Annotated in this window: 11 protein-coding genes; 5 read left to right on the top strand and 6 right to left on the bottom strand. The window is 51.4% G+C overall.

Going from position 1 to position 14,510, the window contains the following annotated elements:
• Positions 1–273: 273 nt before the first annotated feature.
• From rfbA to VSX56_RS19760, 5 genes are all read right to left on the bottom strand, one after another.
• Positions 274–1,164, bottom strand: coding sequence for a glucose-1-phosphate thymidylyltransferase RfbA (rfbA, locus tag VSX56_RS19780; RefSeq protein ID WP_350939277.1), 891 nt, complete (start codon positions 1,162–1,164; stop codon positions 274–276).
• Positions 1,161–2,015, bottom strand: coding sequence for a dTDP-4-dehydrorhamnose reductase (gene rfbD, locus VSX56_RS19775; protein ID WP_350939276.1), 855 nt, complete (start codon positions 2,013–2,015; stop codon positions 1,161–1,163). The genes rfbA and rfbD overlap by 4 nt, the downstream gene beginning before the upstream one ends.
• A complete protein-coding gene (gene rfbB / locus VSX56_RS19770) occupies positions 2,012–3,079 on the bottom strand; it encodes a dTDP-glucose 4,6-dehydratase (RefSeq protein ID WP_350939275.1) in 1,068 nt (355 codons plus the stop codon). The genes rfbD and rfbB overlap by 4 nt, the downstream gene beginning before the upstream one ends.
• Before the next feature lie 4 nt (positions 3,080–3,083).
• A complete protein-coding gene (rfbC, locus tag VSX56_RS19765) occupies positions 3,084–3,641 on the bottom strand; it encodes a dTDP-4-dehydrorhamnose 3,5-epimerase (protein WP_350939274.1) in 558 nt (185 codons plus the stop codon).
• A gap of 233 nt (positions 3,642–3,874) precedes the next feature.
• On the bottom strand, positions 3,875–7,723 hold the full coding sequence (locus VSX56_RS19760; protein ID WP_350939273.1) for a glycosyltransferase: 3,849 nt from the start codon (positions 7,721–7,723) through the stop codon (positions 3,875–3,877).
• Between the two features lie 335 nt (positions 7,724–8,058).
• Between VSX56_RS19760 and VSX56_RS19755 the strand changes: the two genes are divergently transcribed.
• From VSX56_RS19755 to VSX56_RS19735, 5 genes are all read left to right on the top strand, one after another.
• Entirely contained in the window at positions 8,059–9,657 is a 1,599-nt protein-coding gene (locus tag VSX56_RS19755; protein WP_350939272.1) for a hydroxymethylglutaryl-CoA lyase-like TIM-barrel protein, read from the top strand.
• The gene (locus VSX56_RS19750; protein WP_350939271.1) at positions 9,654–10,337 is read left to right on the top strand and encodes an HAD family hydrolase; all 684 of its coding nucleotides are present in this window, start codon (positions 9,654–9,656) and stop codon (positions 10,335–10,337) included. Before VSX56_RS19755 ends, VSX56_RS19750 begins: the two co-directional genes overlap by 4 nt.
• Positions 10,334–11,029: an acylneuraminate cytidylyltransferase family protein gene (locus VSX56_RS19745; RefSeq protein WP_350939270.1), complete on the top strand. Its 696-nt coding sequence runs from the start codon at positions 10,334–10,336 to the stop codon at positions 11,027–11,029. Before VSX56_RS19750 ends, VSX56_RS19745 begins: the two co-directional genes overlap by 4 nt.
• A 36-nt stretch (positions 11,030–11,065) precedes the next feature.
• A complete protein-coding gene (locus VSX56_RS19740; RefSeq protein WP_350939269.1) occupies positions 11,066–12,145 on the top strand; it encodes a hypothetical protein in 1,080 nt (359 codons plus the stop codon).
• A 551-nt stretch (positions 12,146–12,696) separates the two neighbouring features.
• Entirely contained in the window at positions 12,697–13,923 is a 1,227-nt protein-coding gene (locus tag VSX56_RS19735; protein WP_350939268.1) for a hypothetical protein, read from the top strand.
• A 194-nt stretch (positions 13,924–14,117) separates the two neighbouring features.
• Here VSX56_RS19735 and VSX56_RS19730 read toward each other — a convergent pair whose 3' ends face one another.
• Positions 14,118–14,492, bottom strand: a complete 375-nt coding sequence (locus VSX56_RS19730) for a hypothetical protein (RefSeq protein ID WP_350939267.1) — start codon at positions 14,490–14,492, stop codon at positions 14,118–14,120.
• Positions 14,493–14,510: the final 18 nt, after the last annotated feature.

The raw sequence follows: 14,510 nt of genomic DNA, 5'->3' as shown, positions 1-14,510 counted from the left end.
GCGCACGCCTGTCGAGGCATTCAGATTAGCGGCCTAACCTGAGCAGATTCAGCTGGGTCAATACAAACCAGCACCCGAAAGCATCGTGCCAGTAGACCGAAGGCCCACGATGCACTAACTTTTAAACTGGACCTCTCAAATGGGGCGGTTCAGGTACGTCAAAACCCAAATCCACAATTTTCGGAAAACGTAGCAAAATCAAAGTCCGGTATCAAAATACAAAAGCCAGCAGCCTATCCGTGCCGCTGGGTCTCGTCGTATCTTAGTGCGTGGCTATCGCTTTGCTTTCTTCTCGGCCAGCAACTGAGTCAGATACTTACCGTAGGCCGTTTTCTTAAACGTCTCAGCATGTTCGCCCATTTTCTCATCGTCGATCCAACCCTGCTCGTAAGCGATCTCTTCCGGGCAGCCGGATTGAACGCCCTGACGCGTCGAGAGCGTGCGGACAAAGTTACCCGCATCGAGGAGCGAGGCGTGCGTGCCCGTATCGAGCCACGCGTAACCACGCCCCATCTGCTTCACGGTTAGCGTGCCATCCCTCAGATAGCTTTCGAGAAGCGTCACGATCTCCAGCTCGCCGCGAGGCGAGGGCTTCACCTGCTTGGCGCGCGCAGGCGCATCGCCATCGAGGAAATAGAGGCCTGTCACCGCATAGTTCGACGGCGGCACCTCAGGCTTCTCGATAATCTCCTCCACACGGCCGGTCTTGTCGAATTTGACCACGCCATAGCGCTCCGGGTCCGCCACGCGATAGCCGAAAACTGTACCTCCGACGCCTTGGGCATCAGCCGCCTTCAGCAACTCGGGCAACCCATGCCCGAAGAAGATATTGTCGCCCAGAACCATCGCCGAAGGCGCACCGTCGAGGAAGTCTTCGGCGAGGATATAGGCCTGTGCCAAACCGTCGGGAGAGGGCTGGGTGATATAGGTCAGCTCCAGGCCCCACTGACTACCGTCTCCGAGGACGCGCTTGAACTGCGCCTGATCATCGGGCGTCGTGATGACCGCGATCTCGCGAATGCTGGTCAGCATCAGCACCGAGAGGGGATAATAGATCATCGGCTTGTCGTAGACCGGCATCAGCTGTTTCGACACAGCCATGGTCAGTGGGTAAAGCCGCGTGCCCGAGCCCCCGGCCAGAATAATACCTTTGCGGTTGGTCATACGCTGACCTCCAGTTCTTTTAATACGTCAGTCAGATCGGCTTTCCAGTCGGGACGGGTGATCCCGAAGGCGTCGAATGTGGTGGTGCAGTCCATCCGACTGTTTGGTGGGCGTTTTGCGGGTGTCGGGAAGGCGGTGGTGGGGATGTCCTCGACCGCTGTCCCCCGCCCTGCCTGCGCGAAGATCTCGCGGGCGAAATCGGCCCAACTGGCATCGGGTGCACCGGAGAAGTGATAGAGGCCGGCTTTGACAGGATCTGCCTGCAGCTGGCCGGCAATGGTGACACAGGCATTGGCAATCGCGCGGGCCGAGGTCGGCCCGCCGATCTGGTCGGCCACCACGGTCAGCTTGTCGCGCGTCTCCGAAAGGCGCAGCATGGTTTTCACGAAGTTATTGCCATGCGCGGAAAACACCCAAGAGGTGCGCAAGACCGCATAGGCACCACCAGCGAGCGCGATCCCCTGCTCGCCCTTCAGCTTAGTGCGGCCATAGGCGCCCAGCGGCGCGGTCATGTCCGACGGCGTGAACGGCGTCTCGCCCTGCCCGTCAAAGACATAATCAGTCGAGACATGGACGAAGGGGATGCCAAGCTCGGCACAGGCTTTGGCCATCGCGGCGGGCGATGCGCCGTTGATCAGCGCCGCCATATCCTCGTCGCTTTCAGCCTTGTCTACGGCTGTGTAAGCAGCGGCATTGATCACGGCCGAGGGCTTGTGCGAAGCGATCGCCGTAGCACAGGCTTCAGGGTTCGAAAGATCCGCCTCGGCCCGAGACAGAAACTGTGCATCAGGCAGCAGCGATTTCAGCTCGGTTGCGACTTGACCGGTGGATCCGAAAACAAGGATGCTCATGCGGTTTCCTTCTTGGTCTCGCCGGTGCCCAGACGCACGCCCACATCGGCGCGCGCCTGCAAAGGGCGCCACCAGGCCTCATGGGCAAGATACCAGTCTACGGTGCGCTCGAGCCCTTCCTCGACCGTCACCGAGGGGCGCCAGCCCAGCTCGGTGCGGATGCGGGTCGGGTCGATCGCATAGCGCGCATCATGGCCGGGGCGGTCGGTCACAAAGGTGATCTGGTCGGCATAGGAGCCCGATGTTTTCGGGCGCTTCTGATCGAGGATCGCGCAAAGCGTCTTCACCAATTCCAGATTGGTGCGCTCGTTTTCGCCGCCGATATTATAGCTGCGGCCCAGCTCGCCCTTTTCCACCACCAGAAGCAGCGCATCGGCATGATCCTCGACATAGAGCCAGTCGCGGATATTGTCGCCCGCGCCATAGATCGGCAGCGGCTTGCCGGCCAGCGCGTTGAGGATCACCACAGGGATCAGCTTCTCGGGGAAATGGTAGGGGCCGTAATTGTTGGAGCAATTGGTCAGCACGACCGGCAGGCCATAGGTCTCGTGCCAGGCGCGCACCAGATGATCGGATGACGCTTTGGAGGCCGAATAGGGCGAGCGCGGATCATAGGGCGTCTCTTCGGTGAATTTGACGGACGGGTCTGCGGGCAGCGAGCCAAAAACCTCATCCGTGGAAATATGGTGGAAGCGGAACGTCTCGGGCTTGCCCTGCCCCACCCAATAGGCGCGCGCGGCCTCCAGCATATTATAGGTACCGGTGATATTGGTCTCGATGAAATCGCCCGGCCCGTCTATCGAGCGGTCGACATGGGATTCGGCGGCCAAATGCATCACCGCATCGGGCTGGTGTTTGGCAAAGGCCGCATCAAGGGCGGCGCGGTCGCGGATATCGGCATGGACGAAGGCATATTCGGGCGAGGCGGCCGCCCCCGCCACATTCTCGAGGCAGGCCGCATAGGTCAGCGCATCGAGATTGACGACCGCGTGGCCACGCGCGATCGCCAGACGCACCACAGCCGATCCGATAAAACCGGCCCCGCCGGTGACAAGGAGTTTCATGGAATCAGGCCTCATAGGTGAAAGGGGTGGTGAAATCCGAAAGGCTCTGCGCCTTCTCGTCTTTCTCGGAGATGATGGGGGTGAGACCGGCAATCGGCCAGTCGATGCCGCAGCTGTCCCATTTGACCGCGCCGTCGCATTCGGGCGCGTAATGATCGGTGCATTTATAACAGATCTCGGCATCATCGGTGAGCGTCATGAACCCGTGCAGAAAGCCGCCCGGAATCCAGAGCTGTCTGCCATTCTCGAAACTCAGCTCATAGCCCACCCATTGGCCATAGGTGGGCGAGCCCTTACGCACATCGACCGCCACATCGAAGATCGCGCCGCGGCCACAGCGCACGAGTTTGCCCTGCGCATGGGGGGGCGACTGGAAATGCAGGCCCCGCACCGTGCCCTTCTCGCGCGAGAGCGAGTGGTTGTCCTGCACGAACTCTGGAAGGTGCACCCCCTCGGCCTCGAGCTTCTTCTTGTTCCAGCTCTCCGAGAAGAACCCGCGATGATCACCGAAACGCGGCGGCGTGATAAGGAGCACATCGGGGAGGGACGTCTGGTCGATCATTGGTTTTCACCACCATTTTTGTATTGTATCCGTATCTTCACTCCAGCAGCAATAGTGCGATCTGCCGAGCGATATCTAGAGCTGGATGGCGCTGAAATAGAACCTCGGCTGAAATTCAGCTTAGCATCCCATACGAATCAATAAGTTCAAGCATGTGAGCTCCGTTCGACTGACCGACGAATGCAGCCCACGCCAATTGAGAACGCTAGGACAGCCATACACAGCTAAGCATTTTATGCAATCCAACCCCGATATAAGTTTACCAGCTCAGCGACTTGCTGATCAACGTGTCTTAAAACAGGCGGAACCTCGGGGCTATGGCGATAACGCTCTGGATCAGCATCAATCATTTGAAGCGCCTTCCTGACACCATCGTTGGTAGCGACATCAACAACGAAACCATTCTGCCCTTCGATTACATCCGAACCGATACCGCCCTGATCAGATGCAACAACCCAAGCGCCGGCCGCGGCGGCCTCACGGGTGACCAGTCCATAGCTTTCAGGCCATGTCGAGGGCGCCAAAAGTACATCAATCTGAGCATAGAGCTTCTCGACTTCGTCTTGCGAGAACTTGCCGCGCCGCGTAACCGGCGTATTGCCCCACACCTCGTTTACCTCAACATCGGCAGGAAGCGCATGATCAATGACCAGAAGTTCGAGATTTTTGAACTCGGTGGTAAGGAGAGTATTGCGGACATGGTGATAGCCTTTATGCCGACTGACACCTCCGATATGTGCCAAACGTACCCGTCCGCTTGAGGACGGCAATTTATTTATCTCGGGTAGGTTAGAAACGCCATTTTCAACGACAATGAGCTTATCCAAACCGGTTTTCGCAATAATCCGACCAAAAGCTTCGGACACTGGCAGAATAGCGATTGCACCAAGCAAGGAGCGACGCAGCCCCTGCGCTCGTTCCGGCAGATCCGCGACATCCAAGCGATAGTCGTAATAGCTCGCATCGCCTGCTGGATCCAAAACAAACTGATTTTTTGAGATCCACCATGCATCATGCATCGTGATGACATAGGGAATTTGACGCAAACGGGTTTGGAGGATGATCGAGGTGCTCAGCCGCTGAATACAATGGAAGTGCACGAGATCCGGCTGGACACGTTCCAAGATACTGTCGAACGCTGCACCCATACCTTCATCGGTAATATGATGATCGACATCCGGAATATCCGGTGTCGCAATCGCCCATACCCGCACTCCATCGCGAGCATACCGATCAATTTGATAGGCATTACGACCACCTTCATAGGTGCAAATGACATCAATTTCGAATTCGTCGCCATATTGCTCACGTAGCAGACAGACGTTGTCGTTCATAACACGCGTAGCCCCGCCGATCGCTTGTGGCGGATAGAAAACGTTCACCAGCACGATACGCTTCTTGCGTACACTGGAAGGCCTGACAGTTTCAAAGATTGACCGAAGATTTTCACCCATCGCGCTGAGCGAGTATTCCCGCATTACGACATCACGGGCAGCCGATCCGATCTGCTTGCGATAAGCCTTATCCCCAATAAGACGATCCAATGCCCGAGAGAAATCTTCCTTTGTTTCACACAAGAAACCGGTCTCGCCATCAACAATTTTCTCGCGATGGGTGCGGGTGGCACTCACAACAGATGGAGTGCCGAACATCGCGGCTTCCATCCATTTGATCTCGCTCTTCGCATCAGTGAGCAGTGAAGAAGACAGAATTGAAAGATTAATGTCTGCCTTGGCCACGAGTGTGCAGTATTCTTCGAAGTCCCAAACAGGCTTCAGCATCTTCACATTATGCTTCTTGAGATCGAGATGCTTGAACTGATCGAAGTAGCCAATCAGATGGATCTCGACCTTACGGCCGTGTTTACGGGCCATCTCCGCAAGCGCCGGCTCAAGAATATCATGGAAATCTTCTTTATGCGCCTTCGTCCCTGAACCGTAAAACAGCACGACAGGGCCGTCATCAGACGCAGAGGCGACCTCGTGATCTTCAATAGCAAGCATATGCAATCGGCCAAGTGCGTTTTGGTGTTCGAACACTTTTCCACTACGCACCTTCTGCTCCATAACCTCGCGCAGTGTCGCTGTAGAAGCGATCCCGTATTCGCAAAGCTCCATCGCACGCTCGAACAAGGGCACGCCGCAGGCCATCGCGTTATATTCACGACGCGTTATCTGGTTGGCATAGCTTTCGAAGCTCGGCGGGAAATGGTCCGTATCAAAAACGATGTCGTCGATTTCATAGAAGGTGGCGAGACCAGCCTGCCCTGCTTTTACAATAGCATCCACGATATTCGGGAAAGCGGGGACACGGAAGAAAATCACCGCCTGGAACTTATCCAACTCATCGATAAAGGCGTCGATATCCGTCGAAGGCGAGTATACATGCACGTCAAACCCGGCCTGACGCAGCTGCTCTGCCTTTTGGTCTACCCGATACAGCTTACACTGGTAGAGATCTTCATTGCCGACCAAAGCGACACTTTTGATCGGTGCCGAGCGTAAAGCGACGTTATGCTCAGGTTCGCAATAATAGCTGCGCACCATCTTTTTGAGGTCAGATTGCGCAGACTCCAGACCGAACACCTCGGCTCGATCAGCAATCGTGTTCCAAATTTTCCAGAACCCGTCCGTCGCAAGAGCGTTATGGCGTTCACGCGTGACTACGTCATGCGCCACTTGCGAGGCACTCTTTTGCAAGACCTCGGCGGCTTCTGCAAACTTGCCCTGCTCAATCAATAGCTCGATAAGATTGAGCGAGTTCCACCCATTCTCACGAGAGATCGGAACCTTACGCCGGTGCGATCGCGCAGACGGCCCCCGATCAGTGCGCTGAAGCAAATCAGCGATCGCCATATTTGCCTTAACATGATCGGGATTAGCCTCCAATACCAATCCATAAAGCCAGCGCCCCGTTATAAGATCACCCGCGATCACCTTCCTATCGCCTAGGTTCCTGATAAAGCTCTGGCTAAGGCGATCAGAAAGATCCAACCATTCAGCGCCGGGTTTCGGCTTATCACGCAAGTGTTCAAGAACCTTGCGTGGTGTAGATGACATATCGATTCCGTCGCTACCCATTACGAAGCGATCAAGCTGGGACAGGATGGGGGAAGGGATAAACGTTCCGAAGATCAACTTGCCGAGGCGCGCGAGATTGGGTGCGTCATCCCACATAATACCTGCCCCAAGCCAATGCCGATATAAAGCTTGGCTTTTGGTCATGCCTTGTGGGGTTTTCCTCAGCGGGTTATAGGATTCTTCGTAAAATTTTGCATCGAAGATCAAATCTGGATTGATTGGCTGTAGGCTTTTCCAGCCATTTTCACAGAAATCTTGGATGATTTTCGCGCGAGAAGGCTGCTTCTTGGCTGTTCCTTTATTTACACTAAAACTGTAACTATAGTCTTCTTCGAACAAATTTGCTAAAGCAGGAGCAAAGCCGTAAAGAGCAAAAAGCTCGCTCTCCTTCATGGCGTAATAACCTGGTCCCTTCCGACGGCGGAGCTCTCTGAGGGCTTCCGGGCCGTTCAGGTCTTCAGAGATATCTTCACCATAGATTTCACGCACAAGCTTGGCATTCCAGGCTTCAGGATAACCGGTTTCACCGTCTTCGAGACCAAACTCTAAAAAATGGAGTGCAATAGCGTTCTGATCAAAAGTAAATTTAAGCAACTCTCGATGTTCAGTCGCATAGCTTGGGAAATTAAAGCCAGCACACAACCAGCCTTCCCGTGGATGGGACTTGAGAAGCTCCGCTAAATCCTGTCCTTGGGACTTAGCCAATGCCGAGAATGCGCGAACAGCCTCGCCATCTTTGCCCGAACCTAAATGAAAATCTATATTAAGCAATCGGCTCTGGTCATGGTCGAGCCCCAAGCCGTCAGCAAAGACACGGCGGTATTCCGCTGCACCATAAGCAATGTAATGCTTTAAGGCTGCAGACTGTGGATCTGGCGCACCCTCAAAAGCCGCCGCCACGTCAGGATTATAACGAAAATATTGGGCTGAATCGAAGCCGGGCAGGTCAACGGTTGACGTACCCAGATCACGATATTCTTTATCTCCTAGAACTTTACTCAACAACGAACTTATTGATTTCATTTACTTAAAGCCTTATCGTTCCACATCATCACGGGCATTCAATGCGTGTCATCGCTGCTTATTATGCGGATCGGTTATATGTGATCCGTTCAGCGATAAAAGGCAAAATTTCCACGACGTTAAGTTAGATTGATCATATTAATCAAAAAAATGCCACCCAATCAAAATGAGCTTCCACCATTGAGCTAGCAGCTCCCGCGACAAATTGGGCTTCAAGCTCTTGCAAAAATACAGATTGGGAGGCACCTTCCCCATTGCTTGGCTGCGGCCGTGACGTACATCCGAGCAATAATCGAAAAATAGAAAGTTCTGCTATGCGCCATTTCGAAATTGTAGACTGCACCCTTCGCGATGGCGGCTACTATACAAACTGGGATTTTTCACAGTCGCTTCTCGACGCCTACTTTGGCGCTATCCAATCGCTGCCAATCAAATACGTCGAGGTTGGCTATCGCAGCCCTGAGAAATCAGGATACCTCGGACAATACTTCCATCTGAATGTCGAGACACTTCATCGAATGAAGCAGCAATTGCGGCCGGACCAAGGTATGGCAATTATGTTTAACTTCAAGGACATGAATTCAGATCTAATCGAGACGCTCACTTCAGATCTGGTCGGCATAGTCGATCTTGTTCGCTTTGCCTGTCCGCCAGATAGCTTGAATAAGTGCATCGACTTTGGACGCCAAATTAAAGCTAAAGGGCTAAAAGTCGCAATTAACGTTATGTATATGACGAAATATGTCGACCAAGCGGACACAGTTCTTAAACCTCTGGCCGAAGCCGTTGACATTGTTGATTACGTTGCTTTGGTTGATAGCTACGGCGGAGTTATGCCCGATCAGGCCGAACGCACGATCGCACAAGCTGTAGAACTTCTCCCTCAGCCGGTTGGTTACCATGGCCACGACAATCTCTCGCTGGCCTTTGCAAACAGTCTTGCCGCTCTGCGCTCGGGGGCAACCATGCTGGACGCCACTTTCACCGGTATGGGGCGCGGTGCGGGAAACCTCAAGACCGAACTAATTTCAGTCTACAGAGAGCAACACTTCCCTACTGGGTGTCATTTCGGCCCCCTGTCCAAGGCCCTAGAGCTGTTTGAAACACTACAAAAGGAATATGGCTGGGGGACAAACTTAGCTTATATGGTTTCAGGAGCAGCATCGCTACCTCAGGCCAACGTGATGGATTGGCTGGGGACACGACGGTATCAAATGGATTCTATTGTCGAAGCACTTCTTCCGAGCAGCGATGCGGACTTTGACAACGATGCGTATCCCCTACTTTCAGACATGGCTTTGGCTAAAGAAGTTACCGGGAGAGGCACACTTATTATCGGCGGCGGTGTGAGTGCCGGCGAACATGCTGAAGCATTAATCAAATTGGCTAAGCGCGAAGATATGGTTTTGGTTCATTCCTCCACCCGGAACGCGGCATACTTTGAGAATTGCGGGCTGCCGCAGATATTCTGCCTAGCGGGACAGGAATTCAGTCGTCTATCTAATGGAGAAATAGAGCTTCTGGAGCAACCCCGTAGCTTACTTCTTACGACACCTCCTCCGCGCTTCCGTAACTCTGTGCCGACGTACCAAAATATTTGCCAGCTTGAGCAATCCAGCAAAGATACGAAAGCCCCAAAGCTAGGCCCGATCACTGATGAGCCGCCACTCGGTATGGCAATCGGTGCAGCTGAAGCGCTCAAAGCCAGTAAGGTATATTTGGCCGGATTTGATGGCTACGCTCAAGCGACTGTGTCCCAGCAAGGTAATGCGCGCGACGTACAAGCGGCAATCGAACACGGGCTAAATCCACAGACACCTTGGCATGGAGAAATGGCGTCTATTACGCCAACTCTCTATAAAATCCCATCGCAATCACTTTACGCAAAAATTCAAGGTGAGGCCGCGAAGTGATCGACTTCAGCAAATATAAGTTGTGGATCTTCGACTGCGACGGCGTTCTCCTCGACTCTAATCGCATGAAGACCGAAGCTTTTGCCAACGCTGTCTCTTGTTACCCAGAAGAATGCGTAACTCCCTTCTTGGAATTTCAGAAGACAGCTTTCGGCATGTCTAGATTCCGTACGCTTGACGCGTTCTTCGAAAGATTTCTTGGTCGCCAGGCTAAAGATGGAGAAAAAGAAAATCTTCTTGAGATTTTTGCGGAGTATTGCCAAAAGCAATATCCTTCTCAGCCGCTCACACTAGGCACTCTTTCCCTTCTGGATGAACTGCAGGCTATGAATCGCATTGCTTACGTTGCCTCAGGTTCTGAACAAAAAGAGCTTAGAAGTGCCCTGACGGAAATTGGAATAGCCGGAAAATTCCGCGATATTTTCGGGTCACCACGAAAAAAAACAGACTTAGTGGCTGACATTATTCGAAATGAAGCGCATATCGCACTCGACGAAGTTTTGTTCTTAGGCGATGCAAAGGCAGACTTCGAGGCTGCGTCTTCAAACGACATAGCCTTCCTTCAGGTCTCTCATTACGCAGCAGACCCTAGCGGTATGGATATCCTGCGTAAAGAATTCAACTTCCCGCATGTAGCAACACTTGCAGAAGTATCTATTTCAGAAAGAACTTCCTCATGACCGCCTCACCAGTGCATGTCTTCCTTCCTTGTCGAGGCGGCAGCCAACGCGTACCGCATAAGAACACTCGGACATTCGCAGGCATTCCCGGCGGGTTACTCGAGCTTAAATTACGCCAGCTCTCCGAAGCCGCCGAGGTCGCTTCAGTTACAGTCAACACAGATGATCCGGAGGTCATGCGGGTCGCTGAGTCCATGCGCGGCCTGTTCAAAGTCCCGCTGCATGTTTCGGAGCGACCGGCGGCACTCGCGGCGGCAGGTACACTAGATGATTTTGTTGCCTATGTGCCAACAATCATGCCCGAAGGCATCATATATTGGACACACGTAACCTCACCGTTCTTCGAAGCGAAGGAAATTGACAATAGTATCAAAATGTATCGCTCAGAAGTTGAAAATGGCGACTATGACAGTCTAATGGGCGTATCTCGTATACAAACGTTCCTTTGGGACAATAAAGGCGAGTGCATTAGCCATAATCGTGCCGCAGTAAAATGGCCTCAAACGCAAGATTTGGATCCAATATTTGAAATTAACAGCTCCGTTTTTATGATTTCAAAGGCCGAGATGGCCAACAGATGTGATCGTATCGGCGACAAACCATTTCTATTCTCTGTGGAAAAATTAGAAGCGTTTGATGTTGATTGGCCCGAAGACTTCAAGATTGCAGAGTTGATTTATAAAAGTCGATAACTGGTGCGATCTTAAATGTTCAAAAAGCTATCAATCATGCACGCTGATCTAAATCGCAAGCTAAAGAAAGAAGTCAAAGCGATGGAAGTACGAGTAGAAAACAACACTTTGAAACTCAGATTGTCAAAACCTTCCAGTCCTTCGTTTACACTTTGGAGCATCGATAGGGTGACAAGTGAAAAGCAAGCTTGCTTAATCTTTACGTCTCAGTTCGATGGAGAGACGCTTGAACTGTCTACTGCTATCGAAAAATTTAATATCGCCTCGCATAGACTGATAATCGAAACGAACGATGGGCCTATTGATACCGAGGAAAGCTTTGCACGCTTTCGGCTTGATTTAAATCAAGTAGACAACCATGCTTACATGACGCAGAATCTATTCGGGGCTGGGATCCGGTCTCTTCCAACAGATGATCTGTTTTATCTCTGTCTTTGCCATCTCGATATACTCCCGCATTCAAACCAATTTTATGGTGGTTTGATTACTCTCTCTGCGTTTAGAATTGCAGAGGACATTGAAAACCGTTCAAACTTTACCGACGCTCTGCTATTCAATTTTTACAAAGCTCATGAAGCGCAGGCACCAAAGCCCAATCATTCGGTAAGATGGAAGCTGTCTTCAGCAGTAAATTTAGCTATCCTGCTCTGCTACCTTAACAGAGTTAATGATGCTAAAGCTGTAGTCGAAAAAGCTTTGAGTGCGCTTCCTTATAACGGAATTTTCCCTTTAACATATATGAACTATGCGAATCTTCTTGTACTATCAGCAATATTTTCACTTAGAGACGAAGATCGTGACGCTGCCTACCTTAAATTCGCTGAATGCGCGAACTTCTGTAATTCTGCTGTTTCTGATCTATTTTCTCTTCGAAACAATTTTTATTTCCAGCATGAACAAGACGTACGAACGCTAATTGATGTAGGCTACCAAGCCGCCGCAGCCATGGCTGCGTTGGGAACTAATCGCCATCCCGGCGATAGCAAAATGACTATGAATGTAGAGGCAGCGAACCCTCAGAAAATATCATTTAATCCTGTAATCGGTCGTTTTCTTTCCATACTTAAAACCCAACCAAGTATCTTGAAAGATATAATTCAGATGTTGAAAAGCTGAGCTCGCTTCATCCATCTTTAATAATTGAAACACGCTAGTCGCTTGAGTTGGCTAGCGTACTTCTAAACCGACGCTTTACACGCCTCGGTCAAATATTCCACGTTCAAAAAATCATATACCCTAGACTGTGGGCTAACTACGTCTTTCAAAAACCTACACATATGAGCTCGAATGAAACTAGCTTCAAATTCTGGCCGTTTGCGATCAACCCACCGACGGATGAATTCCAGATTTGCCACTTGTGCTTCAGGGAAACGTATTTCCGGCTCAATAACTACTATCCCATCCTGAAATCGTATAATGGCGGCACCAAAAAGTAAGTTAAACTCTGCAGGCAAAATTATGTCCGCTGATTTATCAGACTTAACGATTATGGAGCGATCCCTCGCACCTCGAAAATCCGCTAATGTTACCATGATGGCGTCTACATCTGACGGCAGCCCTGACATCCGAAATTGTATTTCAGATGGGCCATATACGAAGCTTGTTTTCATGATACAACATCTATAGTTAGCGAATATCTTAATGGTTAGGTATGGGAGAAAATCTTGATGAGTGTCAAGGATTGCTTGCTTACAGGCCCCTCTCATTCGGTTCGTTTGCGTCACGCAGTAAGAACTGAACAACTGCCACCAATTTTTGGAGATGTGGTAGGTGTCGGCGGAATGCCCGTATGGAGCCCACGAGTGGTTCCTTATGTAACCAAATACAGTGGCGCTTTACATATCGTCGGCGATTTTCGTTTTGGAAACAGAGCGCTCTTCAAGCACGCAACCGCAGAACAAATCCTCTCGTCCGGCGAAGAACACCTCGCGATAGCGAAAGAGAACATCACTGCTGAATTTGATAAAATAATGTATGATACGGTCATTCAAACAGTGCATAAATTATCGAAAATGCAAAACCAAAGGTTCTTATTCTGGGACCTGTCTATTCGCGAAGGCGAAAACAAAATTAAAAATAAATATACTGAAAATGGTCGTTATAGACATCCGGTCTGGAATCTAGAAGATGTCCTTCTAGAATTTCCTAACCACGCAATAAACACCTCGGATCTGTCGGCAGCTCCCTCAATATTTTACATGGATTCTAGCGCTCATCCGAGCATAGCTGGATGGCTCTACTTAGCCAAGTGTTACGCCAATCACGATGTGAACGTAGGGGAAATTAAAAATTCGCTCACTGCATCTATCGCAAAGGCATTTTCCTATGTGCAAGAGCATAAAGCGCTCAATAAAGTAGTGATCTGCGGAAATTCAAAATTCAGTCGACTTCTAAAAAAGTATGATGAAGACGGGGTTTTCCCGTTACCATCAAATATTGAAATAGACATTCATCTCAACAGCACCTCTCATGCAGACTTAGTGCTCTATTTTCCTCCTGCTTTCGGCCTTGAAGCGGCAACAGAAGCAAAGAAAATCTCAATGGAGCCCATTTTTGAGAAACTTAAATCTTTAAAACAAACATTTAAGGTTATTCCCTACGATCTTTGGGCGTCAGAAAAGATACTAACGCGCATGGAATATCTCAGTCGCCTTAAGAGTAAAGAACCACAAGCTTCCACTTATGACGTCGAAGAAAAAATAATGTGTGGCAAGCAAGACTTCTATATTTCATCCTTCCAAAATCATGGAGGGATGATCGAACTGAACGACGGTTTACAACCAACCGCGCTCGGTATCGTTAAGATACTTGCTTGTGCAATGACTGGATATAGCGAAGCATATGGGAAGTTGGTCTATGACGCTATACTTGCGGATTTATTTCAAGGCGTTTGAGGAAACGTCAAGTTCCTCGGTTATACGCCTCAACCACCAGCCGCCGCCGTCCCTCACAGGCGATCAGCTCATCCCCAAGCCGCGTGATGCTCACCGCGTCATCTGCCACCGTCCCGCCTGTCGATAGAAGGGACGCCGGAGAGGCGCAGGGGATGCGGGCGGCAGCGGGTAACACCACCTGCAGGCGCGGCGCTTCATCGGCTACCACCAGCCCAGTGGTCGCGGATTGACTGCAGGCGACCAGCAGAAATGCCGGGGCCAGAGAGATCGGGATCAGTTTCAAACTCATCGATAAGCCTCCTTCGAGCTATGTCGCGTTCGCCCTGCGCGATCGTCAGAGCGCGTTCTGCCTCTGCTAGCGCCGCATTGGCGGCGTTGGTCTTCTCGATCGCTTCGGCGGTGCGCTGGCGCTCGGCCAGCAGGACTGCAGCCTTTTCCGCATCCCATGCCGCATGCTTGGCGGAGAGCTGCGCACCGAGCCGCCAGCCCTGCACGGACCACCCTGCCCCGAAACTCGCCGCTACCATCAGCAGGAGGACGGCGCCCGCGATCACAGACCGGACAGACATAGATCACGCTCCGCCTTG

Origin of the sequence: Thioclava kandeliae (genome assembly GCF_040297545.1) — a bacterium.
Taxonomy (GTDB): Bacteria; Pseudomonadota; Alphaproteobacteria; order Rhodobacterales; family Rhodobacteraceae; genus Thioclava; species Thioclava kandeliae.
The sequence above is the reverse complement of the archived record's forward strand: the minus strand, read 5'-3'. Positions and strand labels throughout refer to the sequence as shown.